Genomic DNA, 18,225 nt, shown 5'->3' with positions numbered 1-18,225 from the left:
TGATACTGCGCTGTAAGACCGCTCTACGCTCTTAACTTTAATACTCTAGGGTCTAGCGCTTACAGCACCACTTGCACGGCCTTCTCATTGCCGGCTTGGTCGCGCAGATACAGGGTGGCGGGGCCACGCAGCGGCGGGCCAAGCGTGTCGGTTCTCTCTGAGAACAGCGTGGCGTTTTTGTGCTCGAAACGAAGCAGGTGGAATTGCCCGTTCACTTCCAGCTTGTAGGAAGCCAACCCCGAGAGGTCGTCGCCGACTTTGAACACCACCCCCGCTGGGCCTTTGCGCAGGAGCCGCGCCGAGGGCGGAATGGTGTCGGTGAGCAACTTAAACTGCCCGAATGCTTTAATGGGCGCCGAAATGGTATTGCCGTCCCACTTACCGCCCACGTACGCCCGGCCTCCCTTGGCCGTAACGCCGTAAATGGCAGTGCGGGTTTTGTCGGCTACCTCCACTTCAGGTCGCAGCGTGAGCTGCAAGCTGCGGTACAGCGGAGTGCGGGGCATGTGCACAGTCCAGACGCCCGCTTTGTAGCTGGTTTGCGCGTACAGCGTGTCAAATAACGTCTCGGGGCCAAACCCTAGCTTCAAGGTGCTGGTAGCAAAGGCAAAATCACGGCCCGACGGAATGAGCACTTGGCGGTCGAACCGCTTGGTGATGCCGCCAAACTGCATGGAGTCCGGCAAGCCTGCGCGTAAGTCGTAGAGGTAGGTGTTCTGGCTGAGCACGGTGTAGCTGGGGCGAAGCGTAAGCCGGCGGTTGCCTTTAAAGAGGGTGAGCGGCCCGCCGGCAGCCGCCGTGTCGGGGTCAGCGGCGGTGGCCACCAGCAAGTTGCGGCTGATATCATAGCGCAACGCGGGTTTCTTTACCAGCGTCGAGCGGGTTTTGTAGTACACTGGCTGCTCGCCGCGCAGCACCAAGCGCAACGGGGTGGTGTTGCCATACGAGTCGGCTAGTAGGATTTCCACGTCGTAGATCTTGCCGGCTTCCACGCGCAGGCGGCCCTTGTCAGGACCGGTGGTGTACATCTTCAGGCCGTTGCCGTCATCTACAAACAGCTTCTCGAACTGCCTCCCCTGCATGAAGCGCCACTCATAATCCATGTGTTGGTTGACTTGGCGAGTGCCGTCCGGAAACGGAATATCGTCCACTACGTGCCGGTAATGCGGCCGGCCATTCACCCGGATTTCCACGCGCTGGAATCCGTTCTTGTTCCATACTCCATCAAATCGGTCGAACCCTTGCACTAGCAAGCCAACCGAACCAAAAGCGGAAACCGTATCGGTCCAGATATAGCCGCCCCCGTTGGGCAAAGGCGGCGTTTTGGGCACGAAAACCGCTTTGCCGAAGTGGCCTTGCACGCGGGCGTCGATGCCCAGCGCTTCCACGGCAAACGCTTGGAGCATCGGCGCTACGTGGTCCTGAATTTCCGCGAACCCACCCCATTGCAGCGGGTTCAGCTGGTGGTCTTGCGCGGTGCGCACTTCCCAGTGCAAGTGTGGGCCCGCCGAGCCACCGGTATTACCGGATAGCGCCACCACTTCCCCACGCTTCACCGGATATTGTTCGGGTTTGAAAAACAGCTCTAGCTCGTAGGTCTGCTTTTCGTATTGCTGGCGCAGCAGTTCCGCCGCCACGGGCCCCTTGAAATGGTTGAGGTGACCGTACACGGTGGTCAGGCCGTTGGGGTGCGTGATGTAGAGCACATTACCGTAGCCAAAGCTACTTTGCTTGAGGCGCGAAATGTAGCCGTCGGCGGCAGCATACACCGGCAAATCCACGCGGCCATCCGTCTTGATGTCGAGGCCTCCGTGAAAGTGGTTGGGGCGTAGTTCGCCCATGCTGGCTGCCAGGAAATTGGGTTTGCCGGGCTTGATGGGAAACAAAAAGTAGCCGTTCGGTACTGTAGGCTGCGGGCCAGCGGGCACCTGGGTGGCGGGCTGTTGCGCTACAGAATCAGGCTCCTGACCACCGCAGGAAGCGGGTTGCAACCCTAAAATCAGCAGAACTAACGGGAGAAAAGAGATACTCAATAGCCGCCGAGACGACAAATTCAACACATAAGGCATTCGCAAAGCAATCAGCAAGTACAGAAACGAGGCAGCAAACGCCGGACACGGCGCCGTGCTGGCAGCGTTGTTCTAACGGTAGCGTGGGAGGCGGTAGTACGCCGCCCACCCAAGTGAAGGCAGCCCGGCTATCGGAATCAACCCAAAAGAAGGGCAACACGTGGAACGCTGCCCACTACGCAGACAGCTGAACATAAACGCAACAGCGTGAGGCCGTGCGTTATTTCACGGCGAGGTCCAGCATTTTTTCGTCGCCGATGTAGCCTGTGAGCTGGTCACCGATTTTAACTGGACCTACGCCGCTTGGGGTGCCCGTAAAAATCAGGTCGCCCATTTTCAGCGTGATAAACTTGGAAATGTAGCTGATGATGGCGTCGAAGGGATGCAGCATTAAGCCAGAGTTACCTTGCTGGCGCACCTCCCCGTTCACTTCCAGCCGGAAGTTGATGTCTTTGGGATTAGGGAAGTCGCTCACGGGTTTGAACGTTTCGCCGAGTGGGGCAGAGCCGTCGAAGCCTTTCGCGAGTTCCCAAGGCAGGCCTTTGCTTTTTAGCTTACTCTGCAAGTCGCGGGCCGTGAAATCTATACCCAGGCCAATGGCGTCGTAATAGGTATGAGCAAACTTCTCCTCGATGTTCTTGCCATTCTTGCAGATGCGTAGCACCAACTCGATTTCGTGGTGAATGTCCTGCGAAAAATCAGGGTAAAAGAACGGCTGATTGCGCTGGAGCAGGGCGGTATCGGGCTTGGAAAAAATGACGGGCGCGTCGGGCGTCTCGTTCTGTAGTTCCGTTATATGGTCGGCATAGTTGCGGCCGATGCAAAGAATTTTCATACGTGATGCGTGAGGGCGTGGGGGCCTGGGCTTGAAAGCAAGGGCGGAATACTAGTACTCACAATGAATAGTAGCATCCAGAAACCTCTGTTCTCGAAATCATGAGGCTCAAAATTAGCCCTTAATTCCACCCCTGAAAACCAGCCAGCCAATTAAATGCGGCGCGCTTGGCAGCAGACGGTGGGGCAAAGCAAACATTTGCGGGGGGCTCCGACGTATAGCAATTCGTTGTTTCGCCCCGAACTGATGGGACGCTGAGGTAACGCTTTGCGTCTCTTCGTCAACCCTTCTTTCTGTAAAGCCACACCGAATATGCTCAAGAAAATAGTTCTGGGTAGCTGCCTGTTTATCGCTGCTGCCTGTTCCACGGTTCCTATCACGGGCCGCCGTCAGCTTAGCCTGGTTTCCGATGCGGAAATGAACGCCATGGCCGCCACGCAGTACCGGGCGGTGCTGGATTCCAGCAAAGTAATTGCTAGCGGAGAGCAAGCCGCAATGGTGAAGCGTGTTGGGCAGCGTGTGCAGCAAGCAGTGGAAACTTACTTTCGGCAGCAAAACCAACAGAATCAGCTGGAAGGCTATGCGTGGGAGTTCAACCTACTTGATGAAAAGCAGGAAAACGCGTGGTGTATGCCCGGCGGTAAAGTGGCCGTATATACTGGCATCCTGCCCATCACGCAAGATGAAAACGGCCTTGCTGTTGTGATGGGCCACGAAATTGCTCACGCAGTAGCCAAGCATAGTTCAGAACGGGCCAGCCAACAGTATGCCGCACAGGGCGTAGGCGCCGCCGTATCAACGGCAGTAGGACAAACACCAACGCTCACGCAGAACGTGTTCCTGCAGGCAGTAGGGCTTGGCTCGCAGTTGGGGCTGCTCAAATACGGGCGGAGCCAAGAGTCGGAGGCCGACCACCTGGGGCTGATCTTCATGGCTATGGCTGGCTACAACCCCGACAATGCCATTGCGTTCTGGCAGCGCATGGACTCGCGCGAGGGTGCCGCTGCGCCCCCAGAATTTCTTTCCACGCACCCCTCCAACGGTACGCGCATCGCCAATATTCAGCGCGAATTACCGGAAGCGCGTACGTACTATAAGCCCTAACTTGCGCCGACCTGCTACCTTTCTAGTATGATGCTTTCCTTCCGCCCTTTTTTGCGCTTGCTCCTGGCCTCCGCGCTTTTCACTGTTGTGCTGCCCGCTTGCGAAACCAGCAAGAAAGGCATTCCAGAGTTCACCTCGCCCGACAAGAGCGACGTGGGGCGCAGGCAGGAAACTACCAGCAAGATTATCGCCTCCGTAGGAGAAAAAGGACTGATCAAGTACCTGGTTCCGCGCGAACAGCTAACCCAAGCCTTCAACCGCCAATTTGGTGATGGCACCAGCATCGATAAAACCATGGTGCGCAAAGTGCAGGGAGGCCCTAAAGACCCGGCTTCCTACTATCTGGTGGGGCTAGGGCTGCGCAACGGTATGTTCCGCGGCATGGCCGTTCCGCTGACGCTGGCTTCCGAGTCGGAGCTGCTGTTGCGTTCCAACGCCTCCCGCTACATCATTACGGGGGTAGGATGCACGTTCTGCTTTTTCAACTTCGAGAACAACGACATTGTGGGTACCAGCTGCGAGGAAAACACCGGAGGTAGCAGCTGCGACTTGCGCGTTGTCGGCAATAATACCCTTTTTCCACGCTAGATATGCTCAGCCGCAAATGGATTATGCGCCTCTCGCTTACGGCCGTGGCGCTCCTGCTCACCACCGACCGGCGCCGTTCCAAACCGGTGGAGCCACCAAAACCACCAGAGCCCAAAAACTAAGAAAAGCCCGCCAACAGGTGGGCTTTTTCGTTCGATAAAAACCGTTGTCTGCTCGTAGCGGCCGTATTGCCGCGCAAAACGAAGTACCGCTGGCTGGTTATAACCTGTGGCTATGGAATGCTCTGGACCTCTTGCAGCTGTTCACCGCCCTTTTCTGGTGCTTGGGTCGTCAAGCCAACGTGGTAGCAGCAGGCCATATTAGCCTGATAGCCTAGACAAGAACGCCTGCCATTCCGACGCAGGAGGAATCCGAGTAAGATCGTTAAACGTCTTCGACTCAGATGCCTCCTGCGTCGGAATGACAGGCGCTATCCGTTTGCTTTCAGGGTCCGATGTCTTTGCCTTGGTTGCGTGCTGGCCAATGGCGCGTGTTGGGGCGTGGGGGGCTACGCGGCCTGCTGCGCAATCAGGTACGTCTGCCTGGTAGTTACACCACGCTTTCAATGAAGCGCGCAATCCGGCTAACCAGCAAATCGGGATTCACACGTTCCAGCGGGTGCGGGGTGTTCATCAGAATCTCGAAGGTGGCGTGGGGCATGTAATCGGCAAAGTGCCGCGAGGCATCCACGCCGGCGTTTTTGTCTAGTTCGCCCACCATCATTTGCACCGGTACCTCCAAGTTAGCCAGCACGGTGGGCGTAAGCAACGGCGCCGTGCCAAGGGTACGCATCATGCCGGCAGTGGCCGTAAGTAACTCAGGCAGCGGGGTAGGGGCGTGGAGCTGCTCGAGCTGGGCTACGTAGTGCGGCACCTTGGCGCGCATGGTATCCAAATCGAGAAAGCGCGTTTCCAGCGCGGCAGTAGCCGGCGACCAGTCGAGCTTGGTGCCCAGCGTGGTGATGGTACGGATGCTACCGGGTGCGGCCACAGCCGCCGCGAGGGCCGCGTAGCCGCCCATGCTGTACCCGAAAATATCAACTGGCGCCAGCGCTTTTTCTTCAATAAACAGTGCTACTTCCTTGGCAAAGCCCTGCATCGAAAACGAATCGGCTGCTACTGCCCGGCCACCGTGCCCACTAAACGAGAAGGTGTGGATGCTGTAAAACGCCGACAACTCCCGAGCTAACGGCTTCAGTTGAGCTTCCGAAGCCAACGCGCCATGCAGCAGCAGCAATGGTTGTTTCATGAGAGGAAAGGTAGAAGAGTGATACTTGGCGCGTTAGGCGGTTGTAGCGAGCAGAATGAATGGCACAGCAAGCACTACTTTCCAGCCGCCTTTTAGTTTACCACTTCTGCTGCTAACTGCTTTAAGTCTAGCCCGTCGAAGGTGCCCGAAGACATCATTAGTAGGTTGGCATCGTGCCAGTCTTGCTCGTGTAAGAAGTTAGCCAACTGCTTGCTATCCGTGAACACCTGCAAATCGGGCCGGCCAAACGCCTGCGCCACTTGCTCGGGAGCGAGAGGAGGGAGGCGTTTGTGTTCCAGCACATGCGGGTTGAAGTACACCACCGCTACGTCCGGGGCGTTGAAGGTATGCGCGTACTGCGGCAGAAACGCCGGATTCAGGCTACTGAACGTGTGCAACTCCAAGCAGGCGACCAAGCGGCGTTTCGGAAACTGCTTCTTGAAGGCCGTAGCTGTGGCCTTGAGCTTACTAGGGGCGTGCGCGAAGTCTTTGTACACCACCGAGTCATCTCCCTCGGCCACCAGCTCCAGCCGCCGGGCTGCGCCTTTGAACGTAGCCAGCGCCTCGTAAAACGACTTGCCCTTGATACCTAGCTGCTTGCAGACCTCCTTGGCCGCGGAAATGTTGCGCAGGTTGTGTTCGCCAAACACCTGTACCGGTACTTTTTCGTCTTTCTTGTTGAGCAAAAAGGTTTTACCATCTTTAATCACGTGTTCGTGCGGCCCGTAGCCGATGTAGTGCACATCGGGGTGGCTTGGTACCGTCACGAGCTGTACTTGCTCGTCGTCCTGGTCGTAGATGAGGGTGCCGGCTTTGGGCGTCATCTCGGCAAAAATCTTGAACTGCTCGCGGTAGATTTCCTCGGTCGGAAACACGTTGATATGGTCCCAGCTGATGCCGGAAATGACGCCAATATGGTGCTGGTAGAGGTGAAACTTCGGCCGCCGGTCGATGGGGGAAGACAAATACTCGTCGCCCTCGATGATGATGATGGGAGCATCTTCGGTAAGCTGCACCATCAAGTCAAACCCCTCCAACTGAGCCCCCACGGCGTAGTCGAACTTGCGGCCGTGGTAGCGTAGTACATGCAAAATCAGGGACGTAATGCTGGTTTTGCCATGCGAGCCCCCAATAACAATGCGTTGCTTGTCTTTGGACGCCTCATAAATGAATTCCGGAAACGAATACACCCGCAACCCCAACTCCTGGGCTCGTAATAGCTCCGGATTGTCGGCCCGGGCGTGCATTCCCACGATAACAGCATCCAGGTCGGCAGTGATTTTTTCGGGAAACCAGCCTTCCGCTACCGGTAATAGCCCAGCGGCCTGCAAGCGGCTTTTGGCGGGCTCGAATATCTCGTCGTCGGAGCCCGTAACGTGGGCCCCGCTTTTGTGCAGGGCCAAGGCCAGATTATGCATGATACTGCCCCCAACAGCAGTTAGGTGGAGGCGTTGGAGGGAAGGAGTGGGCGTAGCGGCCATTCGGGAAAGGGGGTAGGCGGGCGGCAAAGGTAAGGAGGCCGGGACAATGTTCATTCCGGCCAGCCGCCCCTTGCCACTCCCTTACTTCCCGAAGAAAAGAAACCTTTTGCCCCCTTCCTTGATTGTAGGGCCCAGCCGTTAGCTTTGTGCCCCTTTGGAAAATATTAGGTGCGGACCGAAAGAAGCGCGCAAACGAATCCTGCCGGCTCCCAACTGAAAACCGCCCGAACCTGCTTACCTTGTAGTACCTACCTAAGTGATGAATGACCGGATGGATGACCGCTTGAAATTATCAGCCTCGCGTGCTAAAGCCGCTTGGAGCAGCCGCCCTGCGGTAGTTCCGGCGGGTGGGCCAGCGGGCAAGCTGCCGCCACAGGCGTTGGAGCTGGAAGCTGCCGTATTGGGCGCCCTCATGCTCGAAAAAGACGCTCTGACCACTGTAATCGACATTCTCAAAGAGCGAAGTTTCTACAAGGACGGGCATCAGCGCATCTTCAAGGCCATCCTCAACCTCTTCGACAAGTCGGAGCCGATTGACATTCTCACTGTCACGCACGAGCTGCGCGAGATGGGCGAGCTGGAAGCAGCCGGGGGCGCGCACTACGTAGCCAACCTCACCTTCAAGGTGAACTCGGCGGCCAACGTGGAATACCACGCCCGCATCATCACCGAAAACGCCATCAAGCGCGAGCTAATCAACATTGCCAGCACCATCCAGCGCGACGCTTTCGAGGATACCACCGACGTATTCAACCTGCTAGATAGCACCGAACAGGCGCTGTTCGAAGTATCGGAATCCAACATTCGCAAGAATTTCGATGACATGCGCAGCCTGATGGGCAAGGCCATCAAAGAGCTGGAAGAAAAGAAAAATCAGAAGGATGGCCTTACCGGCGTACCGTCCGGCTTCTCGGCCCTGGACCGCGTAACCAGCGGCTGGCAACCCTCTGACCTGGTAATTATTGCGGCGCGGCCCGGCATGGGTAAAACCGCTTTCGTGGTGTCGGCGATGCGCAACGCGGCGGTGGAGTTCAAGAAGCCCGTAGCCATCTTCTCGCTGGAAATGTCGTCGTTGCAGCTCGTAAATCGTTTGATATCGGCGGAGGCCGAGCTGGATTCCGAGAAGATCAAGAAGGGCAACCTAGCCGATTACGAGTGGGCGCAGCTGAACCACAAAATTTCGGCATTGTCGTCGGCGCCCATCTACATTGATGATACGCCAGGCCTGAGTATTCGGGAATTGCGCACCAAGTGCCGCCGCCTGAAAGCGCACCACGATATTTCAATGATCATCATCGACTACTTGCAGTTGATGACGGGCAACACCGATGGTAAGGGCAGTGGCAACCGTGAACAGGAAATTGCTAGCATCTCGCGGGCTCTCAAGGGGATTGCCAAAGAACTGAACGTGCCTGTGTTGGCGCTGTCGCAGTTGTCACGTTCTGTGGAAACCCGGGGTGGCGACAAGAAGCCGCAGCTGAGTGACCTGCGGGAATCGGGCTCTATCGAGCAGGACGCCGACATGGTGGTGTTCCTCTACCGGCCGGAGTACTATAAGATCACCGAAGACGAAATGGGCAACCCAACCCAGGGTACCGGCGAGGTTATTATTGCCAAGCACCGGAACGGTTCGTTGGAAACGGTGCAGCTCAAGTTCATCGGCAAGTTCACCAAGTTTGCCGACCTGGATGGCGTGGGCGGCTTCGGCGACGCGGGCAGCTTCAACACCGGAGCCTTTCCCAGCAGCACCTTTGACGAAGACCCCTCGGCTTTCGCCCCCAACACTATCCGGTTGGGCTCCCGCATCAATAACGACGGTCCGCCGCCTGCGCAGCCCTTCCCCCGTAGCAACTTCGACGACGGTCCGCCGCCGTTTTAAGCTGCGCTTCCAAGCACCGCAACCTGATGCTGATTTCCATTATAGCAGTACCCTACGATTCGGCGTGGAAAAACCGGCGCATGGGCGCTGGACCGCAGCACCTGCTGGACCAAGGAATAGAAACCGTGGTTCAGCAGGCAGGTGGGCAGGTGCGAGTGCAGCAGGTGCAAGCAGAAGATGAATTTCAAACTGAAATTCACACTAGCTTCGGGCTATACCAGCAGGTAGCCAGGCAAACAAAAGAGGCGGTAGACGCGCACCAGTTCCCCTTGGTTCTGGCCGGCAACTGCGGGGTGGCTCTCGGGGTTACGGCTGGGTTGTCAGGGCGAGTAGGCGTGCTATGGTTTGATGCCCACGGCGACTTTCATACGCCGGAAACCAGCCAAAGTGGGTTTCTGGATGGCATGGGCTTGGCCACGCTCACGGGACACTGCTGGAGCACGTTGGCCGCTTCCATTCCTGGGTTTCGCCCAGTGCAACCGACCCACGTAGTGCACGTTGGAGGCCGCGCTTTCGAGCCCGCTGAAGAGGCTGCTTTGCATGCGGCGGGTGTATGCCTAGTAACAGCCGACGCGGTGGAAACCGATACTTTCGAGAAGGCTCTAGCTCGTTTGCAAACACAAGTGGACCAGGTGTATGTGCACATTGATTTGGATGTGCTGGACAAGCGCTACGTAGGCAGTGCCAATTCTTACGCCGTAGAAGGTGGCCTGAAAGTAGAAGCATTGGAAGCTGCACTACTCCAAGTAAAGCGTTTGATGCCCATAGGCGCCGTAACGTTTGCTTCCTACGACCCAAGCGCAGACACTACCAACCAAGTGAGCAAGGCGGCCTTAAGACTAGTTAAAAGCCTATTGTAACTTTCGCGGCCTAGTTATTCTGGCAGTAGGCCTTCCGGTGCTTCAACCGAACGAGAGGCATACTGAATAAAAACGCTAACGATACAAGAAAAGGCGGCACCCATATAAAACAAAAAGCAGTGCCCCAAGCCATTCGCCTGGGGCACTGCTTTTTGTTGGGTAAAAGACCGGAATTCGCTCTTGACAGAGCAAGTTGCCAGATTCTGGTTATGCTAGATAGCGCTGTCGTAGTCAGAGTCGGAGGTGCTGGAGGAAGAGCCGGTGCTGCCCTGGGAACCTACGCCCCGGTAAGCCGAAGACGATTGGCTGTCCGAGCCAGAATAGCCGGCAGTGCTACTTGCATCCGAGGAATACGTGCCTCCCGTCCGGGACGCATTTTCGCGGTCGAAGCCGCTGCCGCTGTTCCAGTGTCCGGGGCCCCGGTCCATCCGGCGGCTTTCGTCGGGCCGGGCGCTAGCGGAAGATCCACTACCGGAATAGTTCTGCTCGTGGCGCTGATACGCCGGGGTGGTGCTCGGCGAAGACTTGTAGCGGCTCGCAGACTTGCTGGACGACTTTTTGCCCGAGCGCATAGCCAGGTAGCCGATGCCAACGAGGGCGGCGGCACCCGCTACCTTTTGCGTCGTGCTCATTTTGTTTACTTGTCCGCCTACTTGTCCCCAGGTTTTACCTACCTGGCTCCAAGAGTTGGCAAAGAAATCTTTTACGCCCTGTGGTAGCTGGTCAACTACTTTTTGCAGGTTCTGTGGGTTGGCAAGCTCCTTCCAGTTTTGGCTATCAGCAGACTGCTGGCCTGTGGCGTTGGAGGTGTTGGAGGTAGGAGCACCGCTGGTGGTGCTGTTGGTAGAAGACGGTTGCTGAGCGTTCTGGGGCTGGTCGCCGCCAGCTTCGTTGGTGGGAGTGCCCGACTGATTAGGTTCCATGCAAGTAGTTGATTAAGGGTGCGATATGAATGGCAGTCCATTTGACTGCTAGCTGACTGACTATCCGCAAGAAAGGCTAAGTAGGTTGCAGAGGAGTCCATAGTTTTTTAACATCGGTTACGCAGCCATCCCCACTGCCAGGCAGCTGCAACGGTGGAGCCCATGCCAACATACCATCAGTTGTCACTACGGCTAGCTTGTTGGACCACCTCGAAAGCAAGAAAAACCGTGCGTAGTGTAAGGAACCGACATAAGCGCAAGCGGTGACACAGTTCATTAGATGCCGGCGCGCAACAGCCTTTTTCGTAAGATTACAGCCATGAAAGACCTGCTGCGCGCTGACCTGACTTTTCGCCTCAACGGCCGCCTCTGGATGGAAACCGACGACCGGTTTATGGGTATCGGACGGCTGGAGTTGCTGACGCAGATTCACTCGCTAGGTTCTATTTCGAAAGCGGCCCAAGCTATGGGTATGTCCTATAAGCGGGCTTGGGAACTGGTAAGCTCCATGAACGCTCAGGCCCGAAGCCCGCTGGTACTCACCCAAACTGGTGGCAAGCATGGCGGTGGCACCGAACTAACACCCCAGGGCCAGCAGATGATACAAGAGTTTCAAGCCTTGCAAGAGCGGTTTCAAGCTTTTCTGCGAGCAGAAGAGGCCCGGCTCTTGTAAACCACGCAGCGCCCGATATTTCAAAGTTGCACGCTAACAATCTATCAAGTTCTTCGTTATGTTCACGAAAACATAACGAACTCTATGAGCACAGCTACCCTTCGATGTACTGCTTGGCACGTGTTAGGCTTGCTGTTGCTCCCCGTACTAGCTCATTCTCAGCAAATTGCCCAACCCACGGCTCCGCTTGATACGGCCCGCCACAACGTAGCACTGCAGGAAGTGGTGGTGGCCGCCTCCAAGGTGCAGGAAAGCTTCTTACAGTCGCCGGTGACGGTGGAGAAGCTGAACGCCCGCACCTTACGGCTCACGCCAGCGCCGTCGTTTTTCGATGCCATCGAGCATTTGAAGGGTGTACAAGTCATTACCCCGAGCTTGAGCTTCAAGGTGATAAATGCTCGGGGATTCACCAACACCACCAACGTGCGGTTTGCACAGCTCGTAGACGGCATCGACAACCAGGCACCGCACATCGGCGGGCCCATTGGCAATGTGCTCGGGCCGAGTGATTTGGATATCAGCACCGTGGAGATAGTACCGGGCACAGCGGCGGCTCTTTACGGCCTAAATGCCATCAACGGGCTAGCTAACTTCAGTACCAGAAACCCTTTTCGAAGTGAGGGGTTGAGCGTGCAGCAGAAAACCGGGGTCAACCACCTCAAAGACCCTAACAGCGGCGCATCGCTGTTTTCGGAAACCAGTGTCCGCTATGCCAAGGTGCTGACGCCCAAGCTGGCTTTCAAAGTAAACGGCACTTACCTGCGCGGCTCCGACTGGATAGCCAACAATCAAGCCGAGCTAAATCCCAACGGTAATGCCACTACTAACCTTTTGGGGTCCGAAAATCCTGCCCAGGACCCTGTAAACAGCTACGGCAACGAATCATCAAACCGCAGCAGCCTGACGCTGGGCGGCAAAAGCTACGTGGTGGCGCGCAGGCCCATGCCGCCGCCCGCACCGCCGCCGATGCCGGCCGGCTGCAACCCGGCACCCCCGAGTTTCAGGAACAGCTGTTGGCATTGGCCACCATCAACAATTGGGACCAAGGGGCTGCTCTGCGCGTGAAGGCTGATTTGTTGCACGCCGAAGGCCAAGTGAACGTGGCAGAGGCGTTGCGCCGCGGCCGCCACCCCTGGCCGACCACCCTCGACCTGCTGCTAGGAGCCGACCACCGCACCTATATCGTGCAGCCCGACGGCAACTACTTCATCAACCCAGAAAAAAACAAAGACCCCCTCCACGACAACCTCACGTACAGCAAAACCGGCGGCTTCGTGCAAGCGGGCATCCGGCTGCTCGACGAGCGGATCCGGCTTACGGCCACGCTCCGGGCCGATAAGAACGACTACTTCACGGTCTGTTTCAATCCGCGCTTTACGGCCGTGTATTCGCCTGTCCGGCAGCATAATTTTCGGCTGAGCTACCAGAGTGGCTACCGGTTTCCGAGCTTGTTTGAGGGCTTTTCCAACGTGAACAGCGGGCAAGTGAAACGAATTGGCGGTCTGCGGGTGATGTCGAATGGAGTGTTTGAAAACAGCTACCTGCGCAGCTCCATCGACGCCTTCAACTCGGCCGTAACGGCGGCCGTCAACGCCACTACCAGCCCGGGCAGTGCCGCACAGAAACGCCAAGCAGCCATCGAGCAGAACAAAAATATGCTGGTAAAAACGCCTTACACCTACCTCAACCCCGAGTATATCAAGTCGTTGGAACTCGGATACAAAGCGGCGCTGCTGCCCGGTGGCCGACTGCTGCTTGATGTGGATTTCTACTACAACGCTTACCGCGACTTTATCGCGCAGGTGGAAGCCTACGTGCCCAAAACCAACAACCCCGATTCGGCGGCCATCTACCTCAGCAACCGCGCCACCCAAAACCGCTACCGCCTCTGGACCAACGCCCAAAGCCAGGTGTACAACTACGGCGGGTCCTTGGGGCTGCGCTACGAGCTGGCCGCCAGCTACCTGGCCGGCGCCAGCATCACATATACCCGCCTCGACCGTACCGAATCCGGCGACGGTTTGGAAGACGGCTTCAACACGCCGCGTTGGGCCTACAACCTGAGCTTGGGCAATGAAAAGGTGTGGAAGACTGTCGGGTTTGCCCTTAACTACCGCTGGCAAGCCAAGTACTACTCGCAGACCTTCCTGGTAAGCGGCTCCGTGCCGGCCTATTCCACCCTCGATGCCCAGCTTAGCTACAGCGTGCCCACGCCGAACCTGCGCTTCAAACTCGGTGCCAGCAACTTACTCAACAAGTACTATGAGTCGTATTTGGGTGGTCCTAGTGTAGGTGGTTTGTACTACCTCGCTGTAACCTATGGATTGTAAAGTTTTACAGCATCCTGACGGTGGATCCTGATCAGAAAAGGTATTGTTGTTGAATGTGCTACTAGGTTGGTACATCGATTAGTTTATTCTTGACATTATATAGGGAAGTAGCTAAGTTTCTAGCTGACAAGACGTAGACTGTGGACAGCGCGAATTATAGAATTAGAAACATTCTAAATACTTGTGTCTTAGTAACGTAAGCTCTGTGTGGGGCGTATGGATATTGATCAGGTTCGGGGCCGACTGCTTGTGCGTCCTCTGCTACCGTTTCACTCCTGCACACAGCCTTTATGAAACCAAACTTAACCACCATGCCCGCCGGGGCCGGTGCGCTACCGGCGCCTCCCGCTACTGGCCACGTCACACTACTCATCAACGGAGTAAAACGGGAGCTGGAATTGGCCCCCTGGACTTCCTTGCTCGATGCCCTGCGCGAATACGCCGACCTGACCGGCACCAAAAAAGGCTGCGACCATGGGCAGTGCGGTTCTTGTACGGTACTCGTCAACGGCAAGCGCATCAATAGCTGCCTCACACTGGCCGTAATGCAGGACGGCAACGAAGTAACCACCATCGAAGGGTTGGGCCAAGAAGGCAACTTGCACCCCTTGCAGCAAGCTTTCATCGACCACGACGCCTTCCAGTGCGGCTACTGCACGCCCGGCCAGATTTGTTCGGCCCAAGGGCTTATCAACGAAGGCCGCGCCCACACCGAAGACGAAATCCGGGAGCTGATGAGTGGCAACCTCTGCCGCTGCGGTGCCTACGTAGGAATCTTGGCCGCGGTGAAGGAAGTAGTAGACAAGCAGAAAGGGGAACTGAGAAGCTAGAACTGAAAGGTAAGATGACTCTGCCGTCTGCTTTCTATTCGAGTCTAAGTCTTACAATCTCACTTCTCAGTTTTTGCAACATGAACAGCTTCACCTATACTAGCGCAACAGCCGTAGACACGGCCGTGCGCGACAAGTCCACCAACTCGAAATCGGCGTTTGTGGCGGGCGGCACCAACCTCTTGGATTTGATGAAGGAAAACGTGGAAAAGCCCACGCACCTCATCGGCCTAAATAAGTTGCCGCTCACGGCCATCGAAGACAATTCGGAAGGCGGCCTGCGGCTCGGCGCCCTCGCCACCAACGCCGATACCGCCTGGCATCCCGAAGTGGAAAAGCGGTATCCGCTGCTAAGCCAGACGATATTGGCCGGCGCCACGGCGCAGTTGCGCAACATGGCCACCAACGGCGGCAACTTGCTCCAGCGCACCCGCTGCTACTATTTCTACGACACCTCCACGCCCTGCAACAAGCGGGAGCCCGGCTCCGGTTGCTCGGCCCTGCAAGGCTACAACCGCATCCATGCTATTTTGGGCACCAGTCCGCAGTGCATTGCCACGCACCCCTCGGATATGGCTGTGGCCCTGGCAGCCCTCGAAGCCACCGTGCGCGTGAGTGGCCCACATGGCGAGCGGACCATTGCCTTCGATGACTTCCACCGCTTGCCTGGCGACCAGCCAGAGTGCGACAACACACTCGAAACCGGCGAGCTGATTACGGCGGTGGATTTGCCAGCCAAAGGCTTTGAGAAGAACTTCACCTACCTCAAGCTGCGCGACCGGACCAGCTACGCCTTTGCCGTGGTATCGGTGGCGGTGGGGTTGGAGCTGGAAGGCACCACCATCAAGGAGGCCCGCATTGCTTTGGGCGGCGTGGCGCACAAGCCGTGGCGCGATATGGCGGTAGAGGAAACCCTCCGCGGCCAGTCGGCTACCGAAGATAATTTCCGCCAAGCCGCCACGGCCATCATGCACAACGCCCAAGGCTACGGCTACAACAACTTCAAGATCGAGCTCGGCAAGCGCGCCATCGTGCGGGCCCTCAAGCAGGCCACCGAAATGGACCAGCCCCTCGATGCCAACGCTTATCTAAACTCGAATCCATGAGCCAGCTTATAACTACTCCGCCCACCGTCGAGGCGGGCACTACCGGAACCAGCTACATCGGCAAGCCCACCAACCGCGTCGATGGGCCGGCCAAGGTGACGGGTGCCGCCAAGTATTCGGCCGAATTCAAGGTGCCCGGTATGCTGTATGGCTACGTGGTCAACAGCACCATCACCAAGGGCCGCATCACCAAAATCCACTCCGAGCCCGTGTTGGCGCTGCCAGGCGTGGTGCAGATTTTCTCGCACGAAAACGTGCCGTCGTTGGCCTGGTTTGACCGCAACTACAAAGACGACGTAGCACCCGGCGGTTCGCCGTTCCGGCCTCTGCACGACGATAAAATCATGTTCAACATGCAGCCCGTAGCGGTAGTCATAGCCGAAACGTTCGAGCTGGCTCGCTATGGCGCGTCCTTGTTGCAGATTGATTACGAAGAAGAGAAGTTTGAAACCAACATCGAGCTGAGGCGCGACGAAGGGTTCGAGCCGGGCCGAGGCAAAACCGGCTGGATGCCGCCACCGTCGCCCCGCGGCAACCCCAACGACGCGTTGAAAAACGCCACCCACCGCATCGAGGGCGAGTACATGCACGGCACGCAGCATCACAACCCCATGGAGATGTTCGGTACCACTGTAGAGTATCATCCCGATGGCAAAATCACGGCCTACGACAAAACGCAGGGCGTATACAACGTGCAGCAGTACATCACCAAAATCTTCGGGCTCAGCAAAGACGAAGCCCGGGTGATTAACCTGTACATGGGCGGTGGTTTCGGCTCGGGCCTGCGGCCCCAATACACAGTGTTCTTGGCCGTGCTGGCCGCGCTGGAGCTGAAACGCTCGGTGCGCGTCACGCTCACGCGCCAGCAGATGTTCTCGTTCGGCCACCGGCCCCACACGCTGCAATACGTGAAGATGGGCACCAACCCCGACGGCACGCTGGCTGCCCTGCAACACCACGCCCTCCACGAGACTTCGAAATTCGAGGACTATACCGAAAACGTGGTGAACTGGTCGGGTATGCTCTATCAGTGCGACAACGTGAAGTTAGGCTACCAGATAGCCAAGCTCGACGTGTTTACGCCCCAAGACATGCGCGCCCCCGGTGCCGCCACCGGCTCCTTCGCCCTCGAAGTAGCCATGGACGAAATGGCCTACGAGGCTGGACTCGACCCGCTTGACTTCCGCATTCGCAACTACGCCGAGCGAGACCAAAACCTGAAGCGGCCCTTCTCTAGCAAGAAATTGCGCGAATGCTACCACCAAGGCGCCGCCCGATTCGGCTGGGACAAACGTACTGCCGAGCCGCGCTCCATGCGCGAAGGCAACATGCTGATCGGTTGGGGCATGGCCGGAGGCGTGTGGGATGCTTCCATGCAAAAAGTCAGTGCCAAAGCCACGCTTACCGCTGATGGCAAGCTAACCGTAGCCAGCGCCACCGGTGACATTGGCACCGGCACTTACACCATCATGACCCAGATTGCGGCCGAAACGCTTGGTCTGCCTTTGGAGGCCGTAACCTTCAAGCTCGGGGATACCGATTTGCCGGAGTCGCCGGTGGAAGGCGGGTCCTGGACGGCGGCTTCCGTGGGTACGGCTGTGCAGAAAGTGTGCACCAGCATTGGGGAGAAACTGCTCAAGCTCGCTCAGAAGATGGAAGGCCACCCGCTAAAAGGCGCCGACATCGACGACGTAGAGTTTGCCAACGGCCAAATACGACTGCGCGAAAAACCCGAAGAATCGGTTGTCATTCGCGACGTGCTGCAAGCCAGCGGCGAGGAGAAGCTGGAGGCCACCAGTAATTCTGGGCCCGACATGATCAAGCAGCTCCCGTACTCGTTGCACTCCCACAACGCCGTGTTCGTAGAAGTAAAAGTAGACGAGGACTTGGGCACCGTGCACGTGACGCGAGTAGTGAATGCCGTAGCCGCCGGTCGTATTCTTAATACTAAAACCGCCCGCAGCCAGGTGCTTGGGTCAGTGGTGTGGGGCATTAGCATGGCCATGATGGAAGAAACCGTCATGGACCACAACCTCGGCCGCTACATGAACCACAACTATGCCGAGTACCACATCCCCGTCAACGCCGACATCCACGACATCGACGTGATTTTCGTGGAAGAGGAAGACGACAAAGTGAACCCGCTCGGCGTGAAAGGTATCGGAGAAGTAGGCTTGCTCGGCGTAGCCGCGGCCATTACCAACGCTGTGTACCACGCTACCGGCAAACGCGTCCGTGAGTTGCCTATCTACATGGATAAGCTGCTGTAGCAGCGAATTGGTATTGTATGCAAAAGCCC

At 57.2% G+C, this 18,225-nt stretch carries 15 protein-coding genes; 10 read left to right on the top strand and 5 right to left on the bottom strand.

The window, feature by feature from the left end; all coding sequences use genetic code 11:
- Positions 1-59 precede the first annotated feature (59 nt).
- On the bottom strand, positions 60-1,991 hold the full coding sequence (locus MTX78_RS13515) for a M23 family metallopeptidase (protein ID WP_243795072.1): 1,932 nt from the start codon (positions 1,989-1,991) through the stop codon (positions 60-62).
- A 298-nt stretch (positions 1,992-2,289) separates the two neighbouring features.
- Positions 2,290-2,904, bottom strand: coding sequence for a fumarylacetoacetate hydrolase family protein (locus MTX78_RS13510; RefSeq protein ID WP_243795070.1), 615 nt, complete (start codon positions 2,902-2,904; stop codon positions 2,290-2,292).
- A gap of 312 nt (positions 2,905-3,216) precedes the next feature.
- Between MTX78_RS13510 and MTX78_RS13505 the strand changes: the two genes are divergently transcribed.
- Both MTX78_RS13505 and MTX78_RS13500 read left to right on the top strand, forming a co-directional pair.
- Positions 3,217-4,008, top strand: coding sequence for a M48 family metallopeptidase (locus MTX78_RS13505; RefSeq protein ID WP_243795060.1), 792 nt, complete (start codon positions 3,217-3,219; stop codon positions 4,006-4,008).
- Positions 4,009-4,035: 27 nt separating this feature from the next.
- The gene (locus MTX78_RS13500) at positions 4,036-4,596 is read left to right on the top strand and encodes a hypothetical protein (protein ID WP_243795058.1); all 561 of its coding nucleotides are present in this window, start codon (positions 4,036-4,038) and stop codon (positions 4,594-4,596) included.
- Between the two features lie 549 nt (positions 4,597-5,145).
- On the opposite strand, the gene MTX78_RS13495 is transcribed toward MTX78_RS13500, so the two are convergent.
- A complete protein-coding gene (locus tag MTX78_RS13495; RefSeq protein ID WP_243795056.1) occupies positions 5,146-5,844 on the bottom strand; it encodes an alpha/beta fold hydrolase in 699 nt (232 codons plus the stop codon).
- Between the two features lie 92 nt (positions 5,845-5,936).
- Positions 5,937-7,325 carry a UDP-N-acetylmuramate--L-alanine ligase gene (locus tag MTX78_RS13490; protein ID WP_243795054.1) on the bottom strand — a complete coding sequence of 463 codons (1,389 nt, stop codon included), beginning with the start codon at positions 7,323-7,325 and terminating at the stop codon, positions 5,937-5,939.
- A gap of 259 nt (positions 7,326-7,584) precedes the next feature.
- Between MTX78_RS13490 and dnaB the strand changes: the two genes are divergently transcribed.
- Both dnaB and MTX78_RS13480 read left to right on the top strand, forming a co-directional pair.
- On the top strand, positions 7,585-9,204 hold the full coding sequence (dnaB, locus tag MTX78_RS13485; protein WP_243795051.1) for a replicative DNA helicase: 1,620 nt from the start codon (positions 7,585-7,587) through the stop codon (positions 9,202-9,204).
- A 26-nt stretch (positions 9,205-9,230) separates the two neighbouring features.
- Positions 9,231-10,064, top strand: coding sequence for an arginase family protein (locus MTX78_RS13480; protein WP_243795050.1), 834 nt, complete (start codon positions 9,231-9,233; stop codon positions 10,062-10,064).
- 212 nt (positions 10,065-10,276) lie between these two features.
- On the opposite strand, the gene MTX78_RS13475 is transcribed toward MTX78_RS13480, so the two are convergent.
- The gene (locus MTX78_RS13475; RefSeq protein ID WP_243795037.1) at positions 10,277-10,987 is read right to left on the bottom strand and encodes a hypothetical protein; all 711 of its coding nucleotides are present in this window, start codon (positions 10,985-10,987) and stop codon (positions 10,277-10,279) included.
- Between the two features lie 319 nt (positions 10,988-11,306).
- Between MTX78_RS13475 and MTX78_RS13470 the strand changes: the two genes are divergently transcribed.
- The 6 genes from MTX78_RS13470 (at position 11,307) to MTX78_RS13445 (ending at position 18,196) form a co-directional block, all read left to right on the top strand.
- The gene (locus tag MTX78_RS13470) at positions 11,307-11,660 is read left to right on the top strand and encodes a winged helix-turn-helix domain-containing protein (protein WP_243795035.1); all 354 of its coding nucleotides are present in this window, start codon (positions 11,307-11,309) and stop codon (positions 11,658-11,660) included.
- A gap of 84 nt (positions 11,661-11,744) precedes the next feature.
- The gene (locus tag MTX78_RS13465; RefSeq protein WP_243795032.1) at positions 11,745-12,725 is read left to right on the top strand and encodes a TonB-dependent receptor plug domain-containing protein; all 981 of its coding nucleotides are present in this window, start codon (positions 11,745-11,747) and stop codon (positions 12,723-12,725) included.
- Positions 12,680-13,990, top strand: a complete 1,311-nt coding sequence (locus tag MTX78_RS13460; RefSeq protein ID WP_243795030.1) for a TonB-dependent receptor domain-containing protein — start codon at positions 12,680-12,682, stop codon at positions 13,988-13,990. The genes MTX78_RS13465 and MTX78_RS13460 overlap by 46 nt, the downstream gene beginning before the upstream one ends.
- 290 nt (positions 13,991-14,280) lie before the next feature.
- A complete protein-coding gene (locus MTX78_RS13455) occupies positions 14,281-14,820 on the top strand; it encodes a (2Fe-2S)-binding protein (RefSeq protein WP_394805583.1) in 540 nt (179 codons plus the stop codon).
- An 80-nt stretch (positions 14,821-14,900) separates the two neighbouring features.
- Positions 14,901-15,926: an FAD binding domain-containing protein gene (locus MTX78_RS13450; protein ID WP_243795028.1), complete on the top strand. Its 1,026-nt coding sequence runs from the start codon at positions 14,901-14,903 to the stop codon at positions 15,924-15,926.
- Entirely contained in the window at positions 15,923-18,196 is a 2,274-nt protein-coding gene (locus tag MTX78_RS13445) for a xanthine dehydrogenase family protein molybdopterin-binding subunit (protein ID WP_243795026.1), read from the top strand. The genes MTX78_RS13450 and MTX78_RS13445 overlap by 4 nt, the downstream gene beginning before the upstream one ends.
- Positions 18,197-18,225 lie beyond the last annotated feature (29 nt).

This window comes from Hymenobacter tibetensis, assembly GCF_022827545.1.
GTDB classification, from domain to species: Bacteria; Bacteroidota; Bacteroidia; order Cytophagales; family Hymenobacteraceae; genus Hymenobacter; species Hymenobacter tibetensis.
Note: the sequence above shows the minus strand (reverse complement) of the source record. Positions and strands in the feature narration are given on the sequence as shown.

Excerpts from the sequence above, each read along its gene's own strand:
- MTX78_RS13475 (WP_243795037.1), bottom strand. The coding sequence starts at position 10,987 with ATGGAACCTAATCAGTCGGGCACTCCCACCAACGAAGCTGGCGGCGAC.
- MTX78_RS13470 (WP_243795035.1), top strand. The coding sequence starts at position 11,307 with ATGAAAGACCTGCTGCGCGCTGACCTGACTTTTCGCCTCAACGGCCGC.
- dnaB (WP_243795051.1), top strand. The coding sequence starts at position 7,585 with ATGAATGACCGGATGGATGACCGCTTGAAATTATCAGCCTCGCGTGCT.
- MTX78_RS13490 (WP_243795054.1), bottom strand. The coding sequence starts at position 7,325 with ATGGCCGCTACGCCCACTCCTTCCCTCCAACGCCTCCACCTAACTGCT.
- MTX78_RS13445 (WP_243795026.1), top strand. The coding sequence starts at position 15,923 with ATGAGCCAGCTTATAACTACTCCGCCCACCGTCGAGGCGGGCACTACC.
- MTX78_RS13505 (WP_243795060.1), top strand. The coding sequence starts at position 3,217 with ATGCTCAAGAAAATAGTTCTGGGTAGCTGCCTGTTTATCGCTGCTGCC.
- MTX78_RS13480 (WP_243795050.1), top strand. The coding sequence starts at position 9,231 with ATGCTGATTTCCATTATAGCAGTACCCTACGATTCGGCGTGGAAAAAC.
- MTX78_RS13510 (WP_243795070.1), bottom strand. The coding sequence starts at position 2,904 with ATGAAAATTCTTTGCATCGGCCGCAACTATGCCGACCATATAACGGAA.
- MTX78_RS13450 (WP_243795028.1), top strand. The coding sequence starts at position 14,901 with ATGAACAGCTTCACCTATACTAGCGCAACAGCCGTAGACACGGCCGTG.
- MTX78_RS13455 (WP_394805583.1), top strand. The coding sequence starts at position 14,281 with ATGAAACCAAACTTAACCACCATGCCCGCCGGGGCCGGTGCGCTACCG.
- MTX78_RS13500 (WP_243795058.1), top strand. The coding sequence starts at position 4,036 with ATGATGCTTTCCTTCCGCCCTTTTTTGCGCTTGCTCCTGGCCTCCGCG.
- MTX78_RS13465 (WP_243795032.1), top strand. The coding sequence starts at position 11,745 with ATGAGCACAGCTACCCTTCGATGTACTGCTTGGCACGTGTTAGGCTTG.
- MTX78_RS13495 (WP_243795056.1), bottom strand. The coding sequence starts at position 5,844 with ATGAAACAACCATTGCTGCTGCTGCATGGCGCGTTGGCTTCGGAAGCT.